Raw genomic sequence first — 13,890 nt, 5'->3', positions numbered from 1 at the left:
ATCTGTTAGACATCGAGTCTTTGTGCGCTTTAAAATGAATTCTAATGCCAAATTGTACTCATTTTTATTGATTTGATTTTTATAAGTCTGGAAAACCAATCTCTGTATATACTTTTCTTAATGTTTAAATTGAACTGCTATTACCTTAAGTTTGTGAAAAAGTGTACCTAAACAAACAGGTAGCTTTAGTGAAAGAAGAATAAATTGATTATATTCCACAATCGGGCGCTTTAATGGAAGAAGAATCACAGAAATGAACAGACTTTTTTATAAAAGAATGATTTAATTAAATAAATTAAAATTATTAGTATCAATTTGACCAAACATTATTCCAAAGCTGCATTAATAAAACACACAGCAAACTTATGGGTTAATAATTAACTTACGGCAAGTTTATGCTTCCAACTGTGGCAAACTTATGAGTAAAGTGACAAAAGGGGCGGTTTTGATGTTATTTATGTTAGAGGAAATTATGACACCAAGAGAAGCATGCGATCGTTGAGGAATTACCCAAGAAGCGCTGCGGATGAAATTGAAGAGAGGGAAAGATAATAAATTAATAGATGAACTGATTGATGGTGGAAAAATTAAATACTACAAACCTGAAGGGAAGCAACGTGGAGAATGGATTTTAACGGTAGAAGCTATGGGGTTGCTCTTTCCTAAGAGAAAGGAAAGATGATAAATGGATGTTATATAAGAATGCATAAGTATTCGATAAATTGTTAGTGTCTATATTATAAATGGGGGGCTTGAAATACATGGACAGTGTATTGCCTATTGGAACGAAACATGGATGTTTTACTATAATCGGTGGTTTTGAAGTATATCAAGAAGAAGTTGCCAAAAAGAAAATTGAGGATTTAGAACAAGAAAAGCAAAAGTTTATAAATGGGGAAAGAATTACTGGGAATAATTTTGAATCTGTAGATACTTATGATAGAACCATACAAGATTGGAAGTCTCACAAGAAATATCAATGTCAGTGTAAATGCGGAAAAGTACATTATTTAGTTGAGACTATGTTATTAAGAAAAAGTTATAGAGATTGCGGGGAGAGTTGTGCGGTAAAGCGCTTCTATATATAGTAACAGGAGAAAAAGAAAAAGCTGCCACTATATTAAGAAAGTACGAAAAAGAGAATGGTAGTCTGTCACCAATGAAATTATGTTATTTAGGAATTGCATTGGAAGATAGAAAATTACTAGAAAAATCAATTGAGTTATTCTACTCGCAAGGGTGTAAATTTTATAGTTATTTACCTCGAAAAATATTGGTATATATTAATAAAAATGGTATAATATACAAGGGTGATACTAAATGAAAAAAGTACTAGCTTTAGTAACAACTTTGGCTTTAGTCGGAGTATTATATGTATCTCCTGTTAAAGGTCAAAAGGAGCAGCCTAAACAAGTAGCAAAGGATGCTCAAACTCAAATTATGCTTAGAATGGACCCAGGGACAGGAATGGGATAATTTTCTGGTTAAGGGTCCGATATAAATAGATTGAATGCGATTGTCTCTTAATGGGGCAATCGCATTCGCTGTTTATAGGGGGATTAACTAAATTTCAAAATTAAATATTAGTTATACATTGTGATAAATTCACAAACTACTATGAAAATATCGGAGGATGTTGGTGATGGAACAAAATACAATCGAAAAAGAGTTAATGGAAGTTGAAAGTAATCTACAAGGAATCTTTAATGCGGCTCATAATGGGGATGCTGAGTCTTATGAAATTCTTTTGAAAATAAAAGAGGCGATCGGTAGCATTTAACGCTATCAATCGCCTGCTATTTTAACTAGTTGTTTTATCATTTCAATAAGTTCTTTTTGTTTATCAGAATTCTTAGATCGGATATCTATCATTACTTGTTCTAAGTCATCCTTAGCTGTTAATTTAGGATTCTTCTCTTTGGATTCACTTAATACATAAGAAACGAATACATTTGTGAGTTTAGCTATATCTAAAGAAGTTTTTCTCGATGGACATTTATATATTTCTTCGTTCTCCCACATAGATACAGCAGATTTACTTTTTAGTCCTAGTGCGTTAATGAATTCAGATTGGCTCATGTTAACACAACAGATTGCAGAAAACGCATCAAAGATTACATACCTAGACCAAATTCTTCAATCACAAGATACTGTAACAGTCTCACAAGTTGCAGCGGATTACGGATTATCAGCGATGAAGCTTAATAAAATCCTGAAAGAAGAAAAAGTGCAGTACAAAGTGAATAATCAATGGTTACTGTACTCCAAACACCAAAACAGAGGTTATACAAGATCGAAAACGGTTGATGTAGTGCATACGGATGGTAGAAGATCATTGAAAATGAATTCTCGTTGGAAATAAAATATTCATAAAATACTAACGAAAGGTGGAATTATTTCAGAAATGGATAGGGCGGCGATGTAAATGATGGAGGAAAGCACATTATCACTGGTATTCGTATCGTCATTAATATGTTTATTGGAATACCTGGTACACCGAATAAATAGATGTCTGAGACCAAAAATGGGATGGTAACAAGATGATGAATATGAACAAAAGAAAGTCTTGTGGATCATAAGGGATTTAAGAACTAGAGTTGTGCATAACAGCACTGATAAGGTTGAGGTATATCACTCTAGCTAATGATAAAAGCCCTACAGGGGATGTAGGGCAAGACTAAGGGTATTGAAGAATTGTCGATTCTAAAAGTAAAGGACTTCTTGGAATGTTATAAGTTTAACATAAAATCTATTAAAACATTATATAAAGATATTACGAAATTATGAATATAAAAAAACAAAGATAAAAATTATGAAAAAAGTTGATAATCCATAGGAGCCAAAAGGGATTATGTTTGTAATAGCGTTTTTACAGAGTGAATAAGACAAGCTCTTGCTTTTCGTAATATTTGGTAATCTAATAGGGGGCCCCACCTAATAGACTGGTTCCTGAGTATTACGATGCCTGAAAGCATCAAAAAAGCCCGTACAGAAGCACAGGCCAGTTGTTACACATATCGGTAACTAAATTTTAACAGATTGTTAGGTAGTTATCTATTAAAAATGAAAAAATGCTCGATGGCAACGAGCGTTGTAGAGAAAATATTCCCTAAAATTAGCTACATATATTATAACATACGTTTTTTCTCAGTAAATAAGGAGGAATGAAATATGATTGAAAATCCAATTACTTACGGTAATTATCATGACTCATCAGCAAGAGACTTTATTGAAGAATGTGAAGGTTGCAATGGAGAAATATACTTCGGTGAAAGTTACTTAGATTTTGGTGGTGATTACTTACACGCAGAAACAGAGTGCATTACGCAATATGTAATGTCTCATTCTACAGAGAAAGTGGCAGGTGAATAAGGTGGGACTACAAACCAAAATTGAAGCTGAAATTCAAATTTTAATGAATTTGGTTGAACGATATAAGCAAAGCAAAGAGCCTAACGCTGCATCAATGGTTGTAGCTTACGAATATGGATTACAAGCACTTATGCAAGTGTATGAAGCTAGTAAACAAACGGAAATAGCACCATTTTAAAAAGGGGAAATTGATATGACAACTGAAAATTACTTTTCTAAATTAGCTTAAATAGATTGCAAGGAACATGTTGAAAAGAAGGGGCGTTTTAACTACTTATCATGGGCAGTTAAAAAGTAGATCCAACAGCAATATGGGAAGTAAAACGATTTAATGGAGGGCCTTACCTCAAAACAGATTGTGGTTACTTTGTAGGGGGGGGGAATTAACTGTACAAGAAAATCACTAAGTCAAAGTCATCCACTACTAAACAATCAAAACAAGCCGATTGCAGAGCGTAACAGCTTTGACATTAACACGAGTATCCAGCGGTGCTTAGTAAAAGCAATTGCAATTCACGGATTAGATTTATAAATCTATGCGAGTGAAGATTTACTAGAAATCCAAGAGGAAATAATTAATGCCCAACAAGTTAGTGCAATTAAATTAAACATAAAAAAATTAGCTACTCGTCGAAAAGTAGATGAAGACATGATTAAAGGACAATTAAGTATTAAAGAAATTGTCGAATTGACATTAAAACAAGCAGAAGAAGTACTTAAGAAATCAACAAAGTGGGTTAAAGGCAACATAGCGGTATGCGAAAGGGCGAATGCGTGATGTTTAAGATACCTGTAAGGCGTGGGTCTATGAAGGAGATGTTAATAGCAGTTCGTGATTTAGAAAAACGAGGTTATGACTATGTAACGCCAATTAAACGAATATATAGGGCAGAAAGAACCTTTTATCATGAAGGTAAGTTCAGAGGGAGAGAAAAGGTTCGGTTTACTGGCATGGAGGACAATGTGAGTTATGAGTGTTGGATGAAGAAAGTGAACTAAATGAGCAAATTACTTATACATTAACAATCGTTAATCGTTTTATTGGGATTAATAAAACTATTGTATTAAATGAAGCGATATTTTACAACAAGTTCATTATTGGTAAATAAATTAAAGAATTTCAATGAAGGCTATAACAGTTACGATGAATGACTTAAGCAATTTCCTTTATGGTCTTCTGCTACATTACGAAGGATAATAAACAAACTTGAGAAGCAAGGGTTACTTATAAAAAGGAATTACAACAAGTTAAAAATAGATCAAACAAAATAGTAAGGTTCAATCTACTATATTTACAACAAACCTTACAGGAGTGTGTTTAGAGGGTGCTTATGATGAACGGATTGTATCGCGGATTCTCAATAACTTCAGAACGATTATTTTCAAAGAAACAAAGTATTACAGAAGAAAGACATTATCATTTTTAAAGGGGGAATTAAAATGTGTGCATGTAACGGAACGGGAATAATTAAGAACGATATGGGTAATGGCTGCTATCAATTTGTACCTTGTATTTGCGAAGCAGGGAATCGCAGTCCTGAAGAAGTGGATAGAAGACGTCATGCTGTTATGGCGGAGCTAAGGGAAATTCATCAATTACAACTGGAGGGGAAATGGGATGCCACGACTTGGAACGGATTTGGAAAAGGAGAATTACATAATGGCGTTGCAACAGGAAAGGTACATGAAGAAATCGCGTCGTAACTTATATATCGCTTTAGAAGAATTAGACTTAGTGTTTGATGAAAGTGAAGTGATTCAATTAAGAAAAATGTGGGATGAGGATAAAGGTATTCTCGAAATAGCAAAAGAGCTAGGAAGGCATCAACTAGAAATCGCCGCATTAATCATGGATCAGGCAGATAAGAACAAAATCAAATCGCGCCCAATGGGGTTAGGAGCATGAAACAACTAACACTAGAGGATGTAGTCGGAAGTTTTGATTATACTGCAACAAGTACAGCGGATAAGTTTTTGAAACGTAATAGCATTATGACGTATTCAGTAGAGTTTTACGATAAAGACGAGAAATGGAAGCTCCGTTGGTTTGACGCGAAGTCCGAGGGCGCAGCTATAGAAATGGCTAAAAAGAAATACGGGAACATACAAATCATTACCACCCATATTTCAGATAGAACTTTAGAGGAGATTATGAATTTGGATTAGGAGGCATAGCGCCATGATGATAAATAGATGGCTAGAAAAGGAAGATTATCAAGCAGCCGAGAAGAACGGCATTGGCTATAACATGTTATATCGTAGGGTGTATCAAATGGGATGGGATGTTGGTAAGGCAATTAATACACCGCCTCGGAAATATCAATTTAGGGAACAAAAGTGGTTAAGAATAGCATTAGAAAATGGGGTTAAAAAGAAAACATTTTTAACTCGTGTTTATAAAGGGATGTCACCAGAGGAAGCAGCAAAAAAGCCTGTAAAGAAATTAAGAGCAACAATGGAAGATATGGTCAATTTAGCTGAAGAGAACGGTATTTCATATAGCACATTTAGTAAAAGAGTATTAAAAGGAGGATGGAGTCCACAAAGGGCAGCAACTACACCTATAAGGAGACCTAAGAAGAAAAGTAGCTAGGAGGCAACATGGACAGGAAACAAATCTATATCGATGTTTTACTACAAAAAGGAATTTATAAAGAGGAAAAGACTGGTCGACAACTTTATGAGATGACTGAACAAGAGTTGTGGAATCTAATTAAAGGAGTGTATCAAGAATGATGGAAATACAACATGATGTTTACGAAGTGACTCAATTATTAATCAAAGCAAAGGGAGGTAATTGACACTCCCACGGCTAAAGCCACAAGCTGACTAATGTCAGTGGGATTCTTACTACCAAAGGCGAAGTCTATTTCTAGTATCGCTGACGTGCAAGATTGCGGTGTGCCATCAACACTCCGTATCCAGTGCATATAGCAGATACGGCACTCATTCTCTATTACCAAACGAGTCAGATTGTGAGTTCTCAAATGTGTTTTAGCGTCTTGTGCTTGACGACTCAATACATTTTACGGAGTAGAAGAATTTGTTACTTCAACCTCCTATGTATTCTGTTTTCAGAGAACAAGATTGTTTTAGAGACTTTTATTTGCCTATTATAAAAATGATCCCAATTCAAATTCTTGATGTAGAGAACGTACCTTCGGTGTTTTATTTGTACATCGCATTTGACCTCACTCTCATCCCATTCCTAAAGTGGGTGCTATCGCACCGTAGTGGGGTTTCCCGTTCGGAAAATCTATAAAAGATGTGGAGTTACCAAGATATGCAAAGTCTGGTGGTGCTGGTTTTGATTTTGTAGCAGCAGAGGACACGATTATATGGCCGGGCCAAACAAAGGTTGTACAAATGGGATTAGCTTTGGAGATTCCACCAGGATATGAATTGCAGGTACGTCCGCGTAGTGGTATGACGCGTGATTCTTGGAACTGAAGATAGTGGTTTTAGAGGGAAGGTTAGTGTACTTGTTGATTACATTGAATTCCCTAAAGAGGCTAGCATGCAAGCTAATGTAATTGAAAGAGGGAATCTGGACTTCGAATCAACGGAGGGTGAAATAAAAAAGGCTAGGATTTGCTCCTAGCAAAGAATTATGTCGTACAGAAAGGTAAAAACCTAATGTTTGCAATTTCATTATATAACGTTTCTGGGGTGGAAGAATTAAATCATAGCAATCTTTACGTAACTTTTACATGTGATTGAAATATTTGATAACACAGAAATAGATTTATTAGAAATTGAAATTATTAAAGGGATTTCTGCACATGGAAATCCTAAATGTAATGTATGCGGTAAAGAAATCTTAATAGTACCGAGTTACGTGGTTATTGATTTAGATGAAGATACTGCTAACTAGGAATAGAGCTCCTAGCAAAATTAAAGAATCAACTAAAATTAAGAACTGGTTTTTCTGTGGTTTTCGAAATTCCCTTATTAAGCTAAAAACGACACTCATTCCGAAACAAATATATAACAAAATCATTATTGTTCCTGACACACTTAACACTCCTAATATATTGATAATTTAATTATATATCGAAAAGTACGTGTGTGTAAATTTTTAACAAAAAACTTATTGGAATAAAAAAATGGCTCTTACTATTACGTAAGAACCCCATAACCGAAGAAAAAAGTCGTATGTGAAACCACACGGGAATCACAACGATATTTTAACATTTTAATATATAGTTGTCTATACATCGAATTGAAAAAATATTTATTTAAACGAAGGAGCCCTAGATTTAGGGATCTAGAGCTTCTTGTGTGGGTATAATTCACACAATTTATGAAAAGAAAAGAACTTACTGAAGATAACACATAAATGTTTCATAAATGTATCAAAAAAGTGAAAAAAATAGTTATTTGAATAGAAAATGACAGCTGAAATATTAAGATTGTTTCAGCTGCCACAAAAATAAAAATTCATTTTTATTAATTGATTTTTAATTGGTATTTTTACTCTTCTTAGAAGAAATTGTACCAAAGATTGCTCCGGACATTGCTCCGATTAAAGTCATAAAAATTGCACTCCATGCTGCAAATGACATAACTACACCTCCTAAAAATAACTTATTGTAACTATTTAAAGCTATTGTTTCTTAGTCTTTTTAATAGAAATGATGATTGCAACAACTGTTAAGAAAATAAGAGGAGACCACGAAAAGAAAGACATGTAGTATTCTCCTTTCGATAATAATTATAAACATTATATAAAGCAATTATTACATGTTTATAAATTTGATATACCAAATATGTAATATTGCATATTGAATTGTAGGACGTGGGGAAGTAAAGACGATAGTCGAACCAAAACACCATTTTAATAGAGAACATTTAACAGGACCCGATTAGGGGGACGGGTCCTGTTAATGGAACGATAGATTTTTACGTGATTACCATAAAAGGTAATTGGATTCCATCAGTTGGGTGTTGAGAAAGCTTTTTATAAATGCCTTATTTTACATAACAAGGCAGCTAGCTAAAGTAGCTAATTGCTCGGTTGTACAATTTTAGAAGTTTCACTGGATACAGCTATATGTTGTACAAAAGTTACAACTATATCATAAACAAATATTAAAATATTATATATGAAAGAAAAATAAATAAAAATTTCATTTTGTTTATTTTAAAACCAAAAAAGAGCACTTAATTAAGTGCTCTCGTGACGAGATCCATTTTGTGAAGACTACTTTATTTTATAAAGAAAGGAACACAGAATATTATATGCGTTTCTTGTTAATTGAGTGTATTTTTACAGACAAAGAGCAGCCAGCAAAAGCTAACTGCTCGGTTCTCCAAGGGGGAACAGGGAGAAAATCTAATGTCATATAAAATATTGACGGAATATTGGGTTTTATTCACGAGAGATTATATTCCGAAATTTGGATTATAATAGTCGATATTCTCCATATTGACCAGAAAAGAACTAAAAGTTCTAGTGAAATTCCAAGTGTTCTTTTCTTGGTTTTTTGAGATTCTTTTATCAAATAGCCAACAGCACTAATTGCTATAAGAATAAAAAGAATAAGTTCTAGTGTAACTGGCATTTTATCTGCTCCTAAACAAATTATTTCATATATAAAAATTATAAGATATTTATTGATCATTAGTAGTAAACATTTGAAAAAAATAATCCTTTTGTCATAAACAAAAAGGCAGTTGTTTCCGCAACCACCTTTCAGAAAAATAAAGCACTTTTTCAGGAATAAAATATGGCTGATTCTTGAAAAGATTATAGGGTTTAATCCCATTTTTATAATTCAAGTGACGAACTTAATTTTAAGAAAGGCATGACTACATTATATGATAGCTTGTCAATAATGCTCACGACTAAAAGAGCAGTTAGTAAAAGTTAACTGCTCCATACAAGGAGATACAAAGAAAATTACTTCAAATGAGTTTTGACATACAGCCTACATATAGTATTGACGGAAAAATTATTTTAAATCCAAGTTACTTAAAGTAAACATTCCTACAGATACAATGGCTGCACCTACTGAAGAACCTAGCCAATCTCTCCAACTTAATGTATTTAAAGGTGTATCTGTTAGATCTATAATTAAGAAGATAGCAAATATTAATACACCAAATGCTAAGCATCCCCAAGAAGTTTGTAAGGATTTAATTATCTTCTTCCGGAATTTGTTCATATAAATCATCCTTACTAATATTTTGTATTTTTATAAATAAATTATTGCATATATGGAAATTGAAAGTAAAGAGTATACAATATTACATATTGAAACTTAACGAACTAATTATTTTTATAGACAGTGAGGAATAACAATACGATTTAACAGCAGAAGAGATTACTGGAAAATTAAGCGCATAAGTAATCAAAAGCATCCATAACGGGTGCTTTTTTCTTTGTTATATAGAAATTACACATTAAGCATACATGTATACGCATTGTTACGATACGCTAAGGAATAGTAATAAAAATATGAGACCAATAAAACTGTATAAAAACCAAAAGAATCCTAAGACGGGAAATATTTTATGGAAATTAAGCATGGTAAACCTCCTTGGGGATATAAAGGATTATAATATATCGTTGGCCAATATAGAAGGAAAAACATAAATTGGTACATATTAAACGAGGGGTAGAATAAAATGGACATTTGGATTAAAGGATTCTATATAAATAGGTAGAATCTAATTATTTAGTTCACATTTTAATCCAAGGGGTACAAATTCGATGCGACGTGAAAAGGATTTGTTGAAACAATGGAAGGCAGATTTGCAAGCTATTCAAAAAGAGAAGAGACTGAAGAAGAAGGCTAAGAAAAAAAATAAGAAATATAGCATTCCGGGTAATACAGCTGACTTCATGGATGGCAAGAATACTTATCGTAAAGAGAATGGGGTATGGAAACAAAGGAATAAATAAAGTCAGGATAAATAAGTTTGATTAAGTTTATAGCAATTATCGTAGGCGCTGCCGTAATCTGGGTGGCGTCTTGTTTGTTGTTAAGGAAAGATAAGGGGTCAGATAGACTTGCAAATTGAAATATTATTAGTCTGAAACATAGACTAGTAAACAAACCATTTCTAACTTTTAATCATAGAATATGATGAATTCAATTTTTAGAGGAGGGAATCATATCTATGGGATGGAATAATAATTTTGGACATTCTCGAGATTGTAATAGATTTTGGGATGATTTAGTATTTTGCGGATGCGGTCGTAGACGCAGAAGAAACGATTTTAACAACTGTCATTGTAGACGTGACTGCGATTGTGATGAGTGTCGTCGTAGACGTGATCATGACCGCGATCGTAATCATGAGCATGGTGACCATCGAGAGTGGTAAATTCTTTTGAGAGAGTGCATATCTTAATCGCACTCTTTTTTATTATGTTTTTATTAGTACTTGTTAATTCGAAGAATACAGTTTCAATTTGATTTAACATCTAACAAAACAAACGAACATAATGAACGTTATTAACGTCCTGATTAGGTCTAGCTAAATAGGACAAGACCTTTACTATCTTGATATTCAGAAATTAAATAATATCCATCACCTAGTAAATGGATTCCTGGGTATTACGATGCGTGAAAACATCAAAAAAGCCCGTGCAGAAGCACGGGTCAGTTGTTACACATATTGGTAACCAGATTTTAACAAACTTTCAGAAAGTTAGCTATTGAAAAATAAAAACGCTCGTTGGCAACGAGCGATGTAGAGAAAACATTCCCTAAAATTAGCTACCTATATTATACCATAAGTTTTGTCTCAATAAATAAGGAGGAATGTGAAAAAAATCAACAAAAAAGACACTCTATGATGTATAAGAGAGTATCTTTTATGTTGATTGTATACCTATTTAATATGTAATTTTTCTTTTACTTTTGAAGGTAAATCGTTTTTTTGAACTTCTTCGTAGGATTTTATCTCTCTATGATTTATCTCTGTATTGTTGTCATCTTTTTGATCTACATAAAGGCGGATGAAGGCATTTTCTTTAAGAGGTTTATTTTCAGGTTTTACACTTCTGAATGTAACTGTTTTTTCTATCCCGTCCTTATTATAAGTAGATAAAGTATAGAATCGTTGGTTCCTTTTTATCTCACCGTTGTTTGTTATTTGTACATAATATTGTTCTGTTCCCATTCTATTTATAGTAGGTGATCTTTCGCATCCAATAGCAAAACTAGAAAATAGTGCGAGTAATACAGATATAACTAATGATTTTTTCATATAACACTCTCCTTGTTTGTGTATATAGAAAATTATAGTAAAGAGTTTATAGTGAAAAAATTGATTTTAGTGACATTCATATTACAAAACTGTAAGGAGTAGCTCATTAAGGATTTTTAATAAAATAGTTATTGTATTGAACAAAAAACATGCACAAAAATTGTACATGTATAGTAAAAAACTATGTCTTGTCTAAGTAAATATATGCTTGGCTTATACAAACTGTGAGTATTTTCAAGTAAATTGTTTGTTTATAAACAAATATAAAGAGCGTTCTGGAGAACGCTCTTCTACCCAAACTTACAATGAAAAAGAATACGTAACATTGTATGCTTTTTTTTCTCTTTGTGTAGTTTTTCAACAAAAAGAGCGCTTTTAAAGGCGCCCAATGAACAAGATTTATATAAAAAGGTGCACAAGATGGGGCATGTATGCTTCTTAATCTTGGTGTAGATTTAATACAAAATCCTTATTGTAAAGAAAAAGAGATAAGTGCAGTTTTGCTTCTTCACAATTTGGATTAATGCAGTAATGAATAAACAAATGTTCATCGTGTTGTATGAGAGGTTGATCACAAGATACACATGTATATAGTGAGAGCATTTTATACACCTACTTACAAATTATAGATTAATTTTAACGCAGTTTTAGCTGGTTGAGGAGAAAGAAAAAATCGTTATTTAAATAAAAGAAACCCCGTTTGTCTGCGGGGTTTCTAAGGGTAATCGTCAAGTAATGACGTACTAGACTAAATAACCATATCATGAATTTTTTGGTAAAAATACAGGTAAATGTGTCCAAATAGATGAGGACATCATTTTCAACAAAAACGCTATTTTATTAAAAAAGGGGAATGAGAAATGAGTTGTGACCATCCAAATGATGAAATGTATTACTTGCCATACATGAAACAATATTACTGTAAGGAATGTGAGTCGTTTTTAATTAAGGACCATGTTAGAGAAGATTAGAATAAAAATTTCATTTTGTATTAAGTTGAAATATAAAAAGAGCACTTAGTAAAGTGCTCTCGTGACAAGTCTCATTTTATAACGACTATTTTATAAAGAAAGGAACTCAGAATATTATATGTGCGCCAGTCAATTGAGTACCTTGTACAAATAAAGAGCAGCTAGCAAAAGCTAACTGCTCAGGTAATGGAATATGGTTCGAAATGGGTTGTTTACAGTATTGACGGAATATTGGGTTTTATTCAAGGGCAGAAATAGTATATGTACAAACTGTAGGCTGAAGTGAACTACCCGCCACTTAACGTCCTAACGGACTGTTTGAAGTGGGGGCTTCTCGGTTAGTCGTTACTTTTGATAGCTAACGAATTCGTCCTAAGACAGCCGAGCTAACTCCCTTGTTCCAAGGGTTATTTTATTGCTATCTATGCTAACGCTAATAGGCGTATTGCTTCATTTTTGATATTGATAGCTGCGTTATAATCTCTATCGATATTTACACCGCATATACAAGAATAGACTCGCTCAGACAATGACATATTTTTCACATTTCCACAACTGCTACATGTTTTTGTGGAAGGAAACCATTTGTCTATTTTCACAAGCTGTTTGCCTTGTTCATTTAGTTTATAAGCTAAGAAAGAAGTGAACATACCCCAAGCATTATCAGCGACGCTTTTTCCAAAATGAAGTGCTTGCGATATTCCCTTCATATTTAGATCTTCAATAGCTACAACATCAAAATGAGTAGCTAACTCTTTAGACTTATGATGAAGGAAGTTCTTACGTTGGTTTGCTACTTTTTCATGCAGCTTAGCTACACGGATACGTTGTTTATTCCAACGCCCTGAACCTTTTGTACGTCTTGATAATACTCGTTGAGCCTTTGCTAATCGGTCTAACATTTTACGATAGAACTTAGGATAATTGGCTCTCTCATCCTCAGAACTGACGTATAATTGATCCATCGCAAAGTCTAATCCAACAACTGTTTCTACTTCTTTTTGTACGATTTCTTTTTCGTATTCAGTCAAAATGGACACATAGTATTTACCAGTAGGTGTCATAGAAATCGTACATGACTTGATTATATGGCCTTGTGGTATTTCTCTATGCTGTTTGATACGTACCATTTTCAGTTTTGGCAATTTGATATGACCGTTAAGCAACATAATATTTCCATTCACTACATTCGTTGTATAAGACTTTCTGTCTTTTTTGCTTTTGAATGTTGGGAAGTCATTTTGACCAATAAAGAAATTTTTATAGGCAGTTTGCAAGTTTAGTTGAGCATTTGCCAAAGCTAATGAATCAACTTCTTTTAACCACT

Annotated in this window: 20 protein-coding genes and 6 pseudogenes; 21 read left to right on the top strand and 5 right to left on the bottom strand. The window is 33.2% G+C overall.

Annotation, left to right across the window (positions count from 1 at the left end; all coding sequences use genetic code 11):
* The first annotated feature begins 448 nt into the window (after positions 1-448).
* From HFD78_RS18295 to HFD78_RS18280, 5 genes and pseudogenes are all read left to right on the top strand, one after another.
* Positions 449-682, top strand: a pseudogene (locus HFD78_RS18295) (helix-turn-helix domain-containing protein).
* A 79-nt stretch (positions 683-761) separates the two neighbouring features.
* Positions 762-1,088, top strand: a complete 327-nt coding sequence (locus HFD78_RS18290) for a hypothetical protein (RefSeq protein ID WP_238797730.1) — start codon at positions 762-764, stop codon at positions 1,086-1,088.
* Positions 1,049-1,324, top strand: a complete 276-nt coding sequence (locus tag HFD78_RS29350) for an AimR family lysis-lysogeny pheromone receptor (protein WP_340637700.1) — start codon at positions 1,049-1,051, stop codon at positions 1,322-1,324. Before HFD78_RS18290 ends, HFD78_RS29350 begins: the two co-directional genes overlap by 40 nt.
* Positions 1,321-1,476, top strand: a complete 156-nt coding sequence (locus HFD78_RS18285) for a hypothetical protein (RefSeq protein WP_000756311.1) — start codon at positions 1,321-1,323, stop codon at positions 1,474-1,476. Before HFD78_RS29350 ends, HFD78_RS18285 begins: the two co-directional genes overlap by 4 nt.
* A 166-nt stretch (positions 1,477-1,642) precedes the next feature.
* Positions 1,643-1,780 carry a hypothetical protein gene (locus tag HFD78_RS18280; RefSeq protein WP_176543413.1) on the top strand — a complete coding sequence of 46 codons (138 nt, stop codon included), beginning with the start codon at positions 1,643-1,645 and terminating at the stop codon, positions 1,778-1,780.
* Positions 1,781-1,785: 5 nt separating this feature from the next.
* Here the strand turns inward: HFD78_RS18280 and HFD78_RS18275 are convergent, their stop codons facing one another.
* The gene (locus HFD78_RS18275) at positions 1,786-2,079 is read right to left on the bottom strand and encodes a transcriptional regulator (RefSeq protein ID WP_098204918.1); all 294 of its coding nucleotides are present in this window, start codon (positions 2,077-2,079) and stop codon (positions 1,786-1,788) included.
* Here HFD78_RS18275 and HFD78_RS18270 point away from each other — a divergent pair.
* The 14 genes and pseudogenes from HFD78_RS18270 to HFD78_RS18215 form a co-directional block, all read left to right on the top strand.
* A pseudogene (locus HFD78_RS18270) lies at positions 2,075-2,425 on the top strand (phage antirepressor KilAC domain-containing protein); the annotation flags it as partial. The gene HFD78_RS18275 and the pseudogene HFD78_RS18270 overlap by 5 nt on opposite strands.
* 746 nt (positions 2,426-3,171) lie before the next feature.
* Positions 3,172-3,372 (top strand): hypothetical protein, encoded by a 201-nt coding sequence (locus tag HFD78_RS18265; protein ID WP_000572102.1) that lies wholly within the window; start codon positions 3,172-3,174, stop codon positions 3,370-3,372.
* Position 3,373: 1 nt separating this feature from the next.
* Positions 3,374-3,550, top strand: a complete 177-nt coding sequence (locus HFD78_RS18260) for a hypothetical protein (RefSeq protein WP_000524193.1) — start codon at positions 3,374-3,376, stop codon at positions 3,548-3,550.
* Positions 3,551-3,601: 51 nt separating this feature from the next.
* Positions 3,602-4,150 (top strand): annotated as a pseudogene (locus tag HFD78_RS18255) (Sak single strand annealing protein).
* Positions 4,150-4,371, top strand: a complete 222-nt coding sequence (locus tag HFD78_RS18250; RefSeq protein ID WP_000472844.1) for a hypothetical protein — start codon at positions 4,150-4,152, stop codon at positions 4,369-4,371. The pseudogene HFD78_RS18255 and the gene HFD78_RS18250 overlap by 1 nt, the downstream one beginning before the upstream one ends.
* On the top strand, positions 4,350-4,481 hold the full coding sequence (locus HFD78_RS29825; RefSeq protein ID WP_255292428.1) for a hypothetical protein: 132 nt from the start codon (positions 4,350-4,352) through the stop codon (positions 4,479-4,481). Before HFD78_RS18250 ends, HFD78_RS29825 begins: the two co-directional genes overlap by 22 nt.
* A 76-nt stretch (positions 4,482-4,557) precedes the next feature.
* Positions 4,558-4,644 (top strand): annotated as a pseudogene (locus HFD78_RS29515) (replication protein); the annotation flags it as partial.
* A 7-nt stretch (positions 4,645-4,651) separates the two neighbouring features.
* Positions 4,652-4,840, top strand: a pseudogene (locus HFD78_RS29510) (hypothetical protein); the annotation flags it as partial.
* Entirely contained in the window at positions 4,813-5,076 is a 264-nt protein-coding gene (locus HFD78_RS18240) for a hypothetical protein (RefSeq protein WP_000332348.1), read from the top strand. The pseudogene HFD78_RS29510 and the gene HFD78_RS18240, both read left to right, overlap by 28 nt.
* Complete coding sequence (locus HFD78_RS18235) at positions 4,991-5,278, top strand: hypothetical protein (protein ID WP_031313036.1); 288 nt, start codon at positions 4,991-4,993, stop codon at positions 5,276-5,278. The genes HFD78_RS18240 and HFD78_RS18235 overlap by 86 nt, the downstream gene beginning before the upstream one ends.
* A complete protein-coding gene (locus HFD78_RS18230; protein ID WP_000811968.1) occupies positions 5,275-5,538 on the top strand; it encodes a hypothetical protein in 264 nt (87 codons plus the stop codon). Before HFD78_RS18235 ends, HFD78_RS18230 begins: the two co-directional genes overlap by 4 nt.
* A 13-nt stretch (positions 5,539-5,551) precedes the next feature.
* Entirely contained in the window at positions 5,552-5,965 is a 414-nt protein-coding gene (locus HFD78_RS18225) for a hypothetical protein (RefSeq protein WP_000973344.1), read from the top strand.
* A gap of 8 nt (positions 5,966-5,973) precedes the next feature.
* Positions 5,974-6,108 carry a Fur-regulated basic protein FbpA gene (locus HFD78_RS18220; protein ID WP_000375383.1) on the top strand — a complete coding sequence of 45 codons (135 nt, stop codon included), beginning with the start codon at positions 5,974-5,976 and terminating at the stop codon, positions 6,106-6,108.
* A 531-nt stretch (positions 6,109-6,639) separates the two neighbouring features.
* Positions 6,640-6,916, top strand: a pseudogene (locus HFD78_RS18215) (dUTP diphosphatase); the annotation flags it as partial.
* 1,831 nt (positions 6,917-8,747) lie between these two features.
* Here HFD78_RS18215 and HFD78_RS18210 read toward each other — a convergent pair.
* Positions 8,748-8,936 carry a hypothetical protein gene (locus HFD78_RS18210; RefSeq protein WP_001145518.1) on the bottom strand — a complete coding sequence of 63 codons (189 nt, stop codon included), beginning with the start codon at positions 8,934-8,936 and terminating at the stop codon, positions 8,748-8,750.
* Between the two features lie 390 nt (positions 8,937-9,326).
* Positions 9,327-9,539, bottom strand: a complete 213-nt coding sequence (locus tag HFD78_RS18205) for a hypothetical protein (RefSeq protein ID WP_001032093.1) — start codon at positions 9,537-9,539, stop codon at positions 9,327-9,329.
* A 548-nt stretch (positions 9,540-10,087) separates the two neighbouring features.
* Between HFD78_RS18205 and HFD78_RS18200 the strand changes: the two genes are divergently transcribed.
* Entirely contained in the window at positions 10,088-10,279 is a 192-nt protein-coding gene (locus HFD78_RS18200) for a hypothetical protein (protein ID WP_001250598.1), read from the top strand.
* Positions 10,280-10,497: 218 nt separating this feature from the next.
* Positions 10,498-10,704, top strand: coding sequence for a hypothetical protein (locus tag HFD78_RS18195; protein ID WP_080002070.1), 207 nt, complete (start codon positions 10,498-10,500; stop codon positions 10,702-10,704).
* Between the two features lie 510 nt (positions 10,705-11,214).
* Here HFD78_RS18195 and HFD78_RS18190 read toward each other — a convergent pair.
* Both HFD78_RS18190 and HFD78_RS18185 read right to left on the bottom strand, forming a co-directional pair.
* A complete protein-coding gene (locus HFD78_RS18190) occupies positions 11,215-11,592 on the bottom strand; it encodes a YxeA family protein (RefSeq protein ID WP_000749404.1) in 378 nt (125 codons plus the stop codon).
* Between the two features lie 1,393 nt (positions 11,593-12,985).
* A partial coding sequence (locus tag HFD78_RS18185; RefSeq protein WP_191968097.1) for an RNA-guided endonuclease TnpB family protein occupies positions 12,986-13,890 on the bottom strand: 905 nt, incomplete at its 5' end.

The organism is Bacillus sp. EKM501B, assembly GCF_011800505.1.
Classification (GTDB): Bacteria; Bacillota; Bacilli; order Bacillales; family Bacillaceae_G; genus Bacillus_A; species Bacillus_A cereus.
This window is presented reverse-complemented; position numbering and strand designations above follow the sequence as displayed.

Bases quoted from the DNA above. Each gene is read 5' to 3' on its own strand.
- HFD78_RS18290 (WP_238797730.1), top strand. From the start codon at position 762: ATGGACAGTGTATTGCCTATTGGAACGAAACATGGATGTTTTACTATA.
- HFD78_RS18285 (WP_000756311.1), top strand. From the start codon at position 1,321: ATGAAAAAAGTACTAGCTTTAGTAACAACTTTGGCTTTAGTCGGAGTA.
- HFD78_RS18280 (WP_176543413.1), top strand. From the start codon at position 1,643: ATGGAACAAAATACAATCGAAAAAGAGTTAATGGAAGTTGAAAGTAAT.
- HFD78_RS18275 (WP_098204918.1), bottom strand. From the start codon at position 2,079: ATGAGCCAATCTGAATTCATTAACGCACTAGGACTAAAAAGTAAATCT.
- HFD78_RS18265 (WP_000572102.1), top strand. From the start codon at position 3,172: ATGATTGAAAATCCAATTACTTACGGTAATTATCATGACTCATCAGCA.
- HFD78_RS18250 (WP_000472844.1), top strand. From the start codon at position 4,150: ATGTTTAAGATACCTGTAAGGCGTGGGTCTATGAAGGAGATGTTAATA.
- HFD78_RS18240 (WP_000332348.1), top strand. From the start codon at position 4,813: ATGTGTGCATGTAACGGAACGGGAATAATTAAGAACGATATGGGTAAT.
- HFD78_RS18235 (WP_031313036.1), top strand. From the start codon at position 4,991: ATGCCACGACTTGGAACGGATTTGGAAAAGGAGAATTACATAATGGCG.
- HFD78_RS18230 (WP_000811968.1), top strand. From the start codon at position 5,275: ATGAAACAACTAACACTAGAGGATGTAGTCGGAAGTTTTGATTATACT.
- HFD78_RS18225 (WP_000973344.1), top strand. From the start codon at position 5,552: ATGATGATAAATAGATGGCTAGAAAAGGAAGATTATCAAGCAGCCGAG.
- HFD78_RS18220 (WP_000375383.1), top strand. From the start codon at position 5,974: ATGGACAGGAAACAAATCTATATCGATGTTTTACTACAAAAAGGAATT.
- HFD78_RS18210 (WP_001145518.1), bottom strand. From the start codon at position 8,936: ATGCCAGTTACACTAGAACTTATTCTTTTTATTCTTATAGCAATTAGT.
- HFD78_RS18205 (WP_001032093.1), bottom strand. From the start codon at position 9,539: ATGAACAAATTCCGGAAGAAGATAATTAAATCCTTACAAACTTCTTGG.
- HFD78_RS18200 (WP_001250598.1), top strand. From the start codon at position 10,088: ATGCGACGTGAAAAGGATTTGTTGAAACAATGGAAGGCAGATTTGCAA.
- HFD78_RS18195 (WP_080002070.1), top strand. From the start codon at position 10,498: ATGGGATGGAATAATAATTTTGGACATTCTCGAGATTGTAATAGATTT.
- HFD78_RS18190 (WP_000749404.1), bottom strand. From the start codon at position 11,592: ATGAAAAAATCATTAGTTATATCTGTATTACTCGCACTATTTTCTAGT.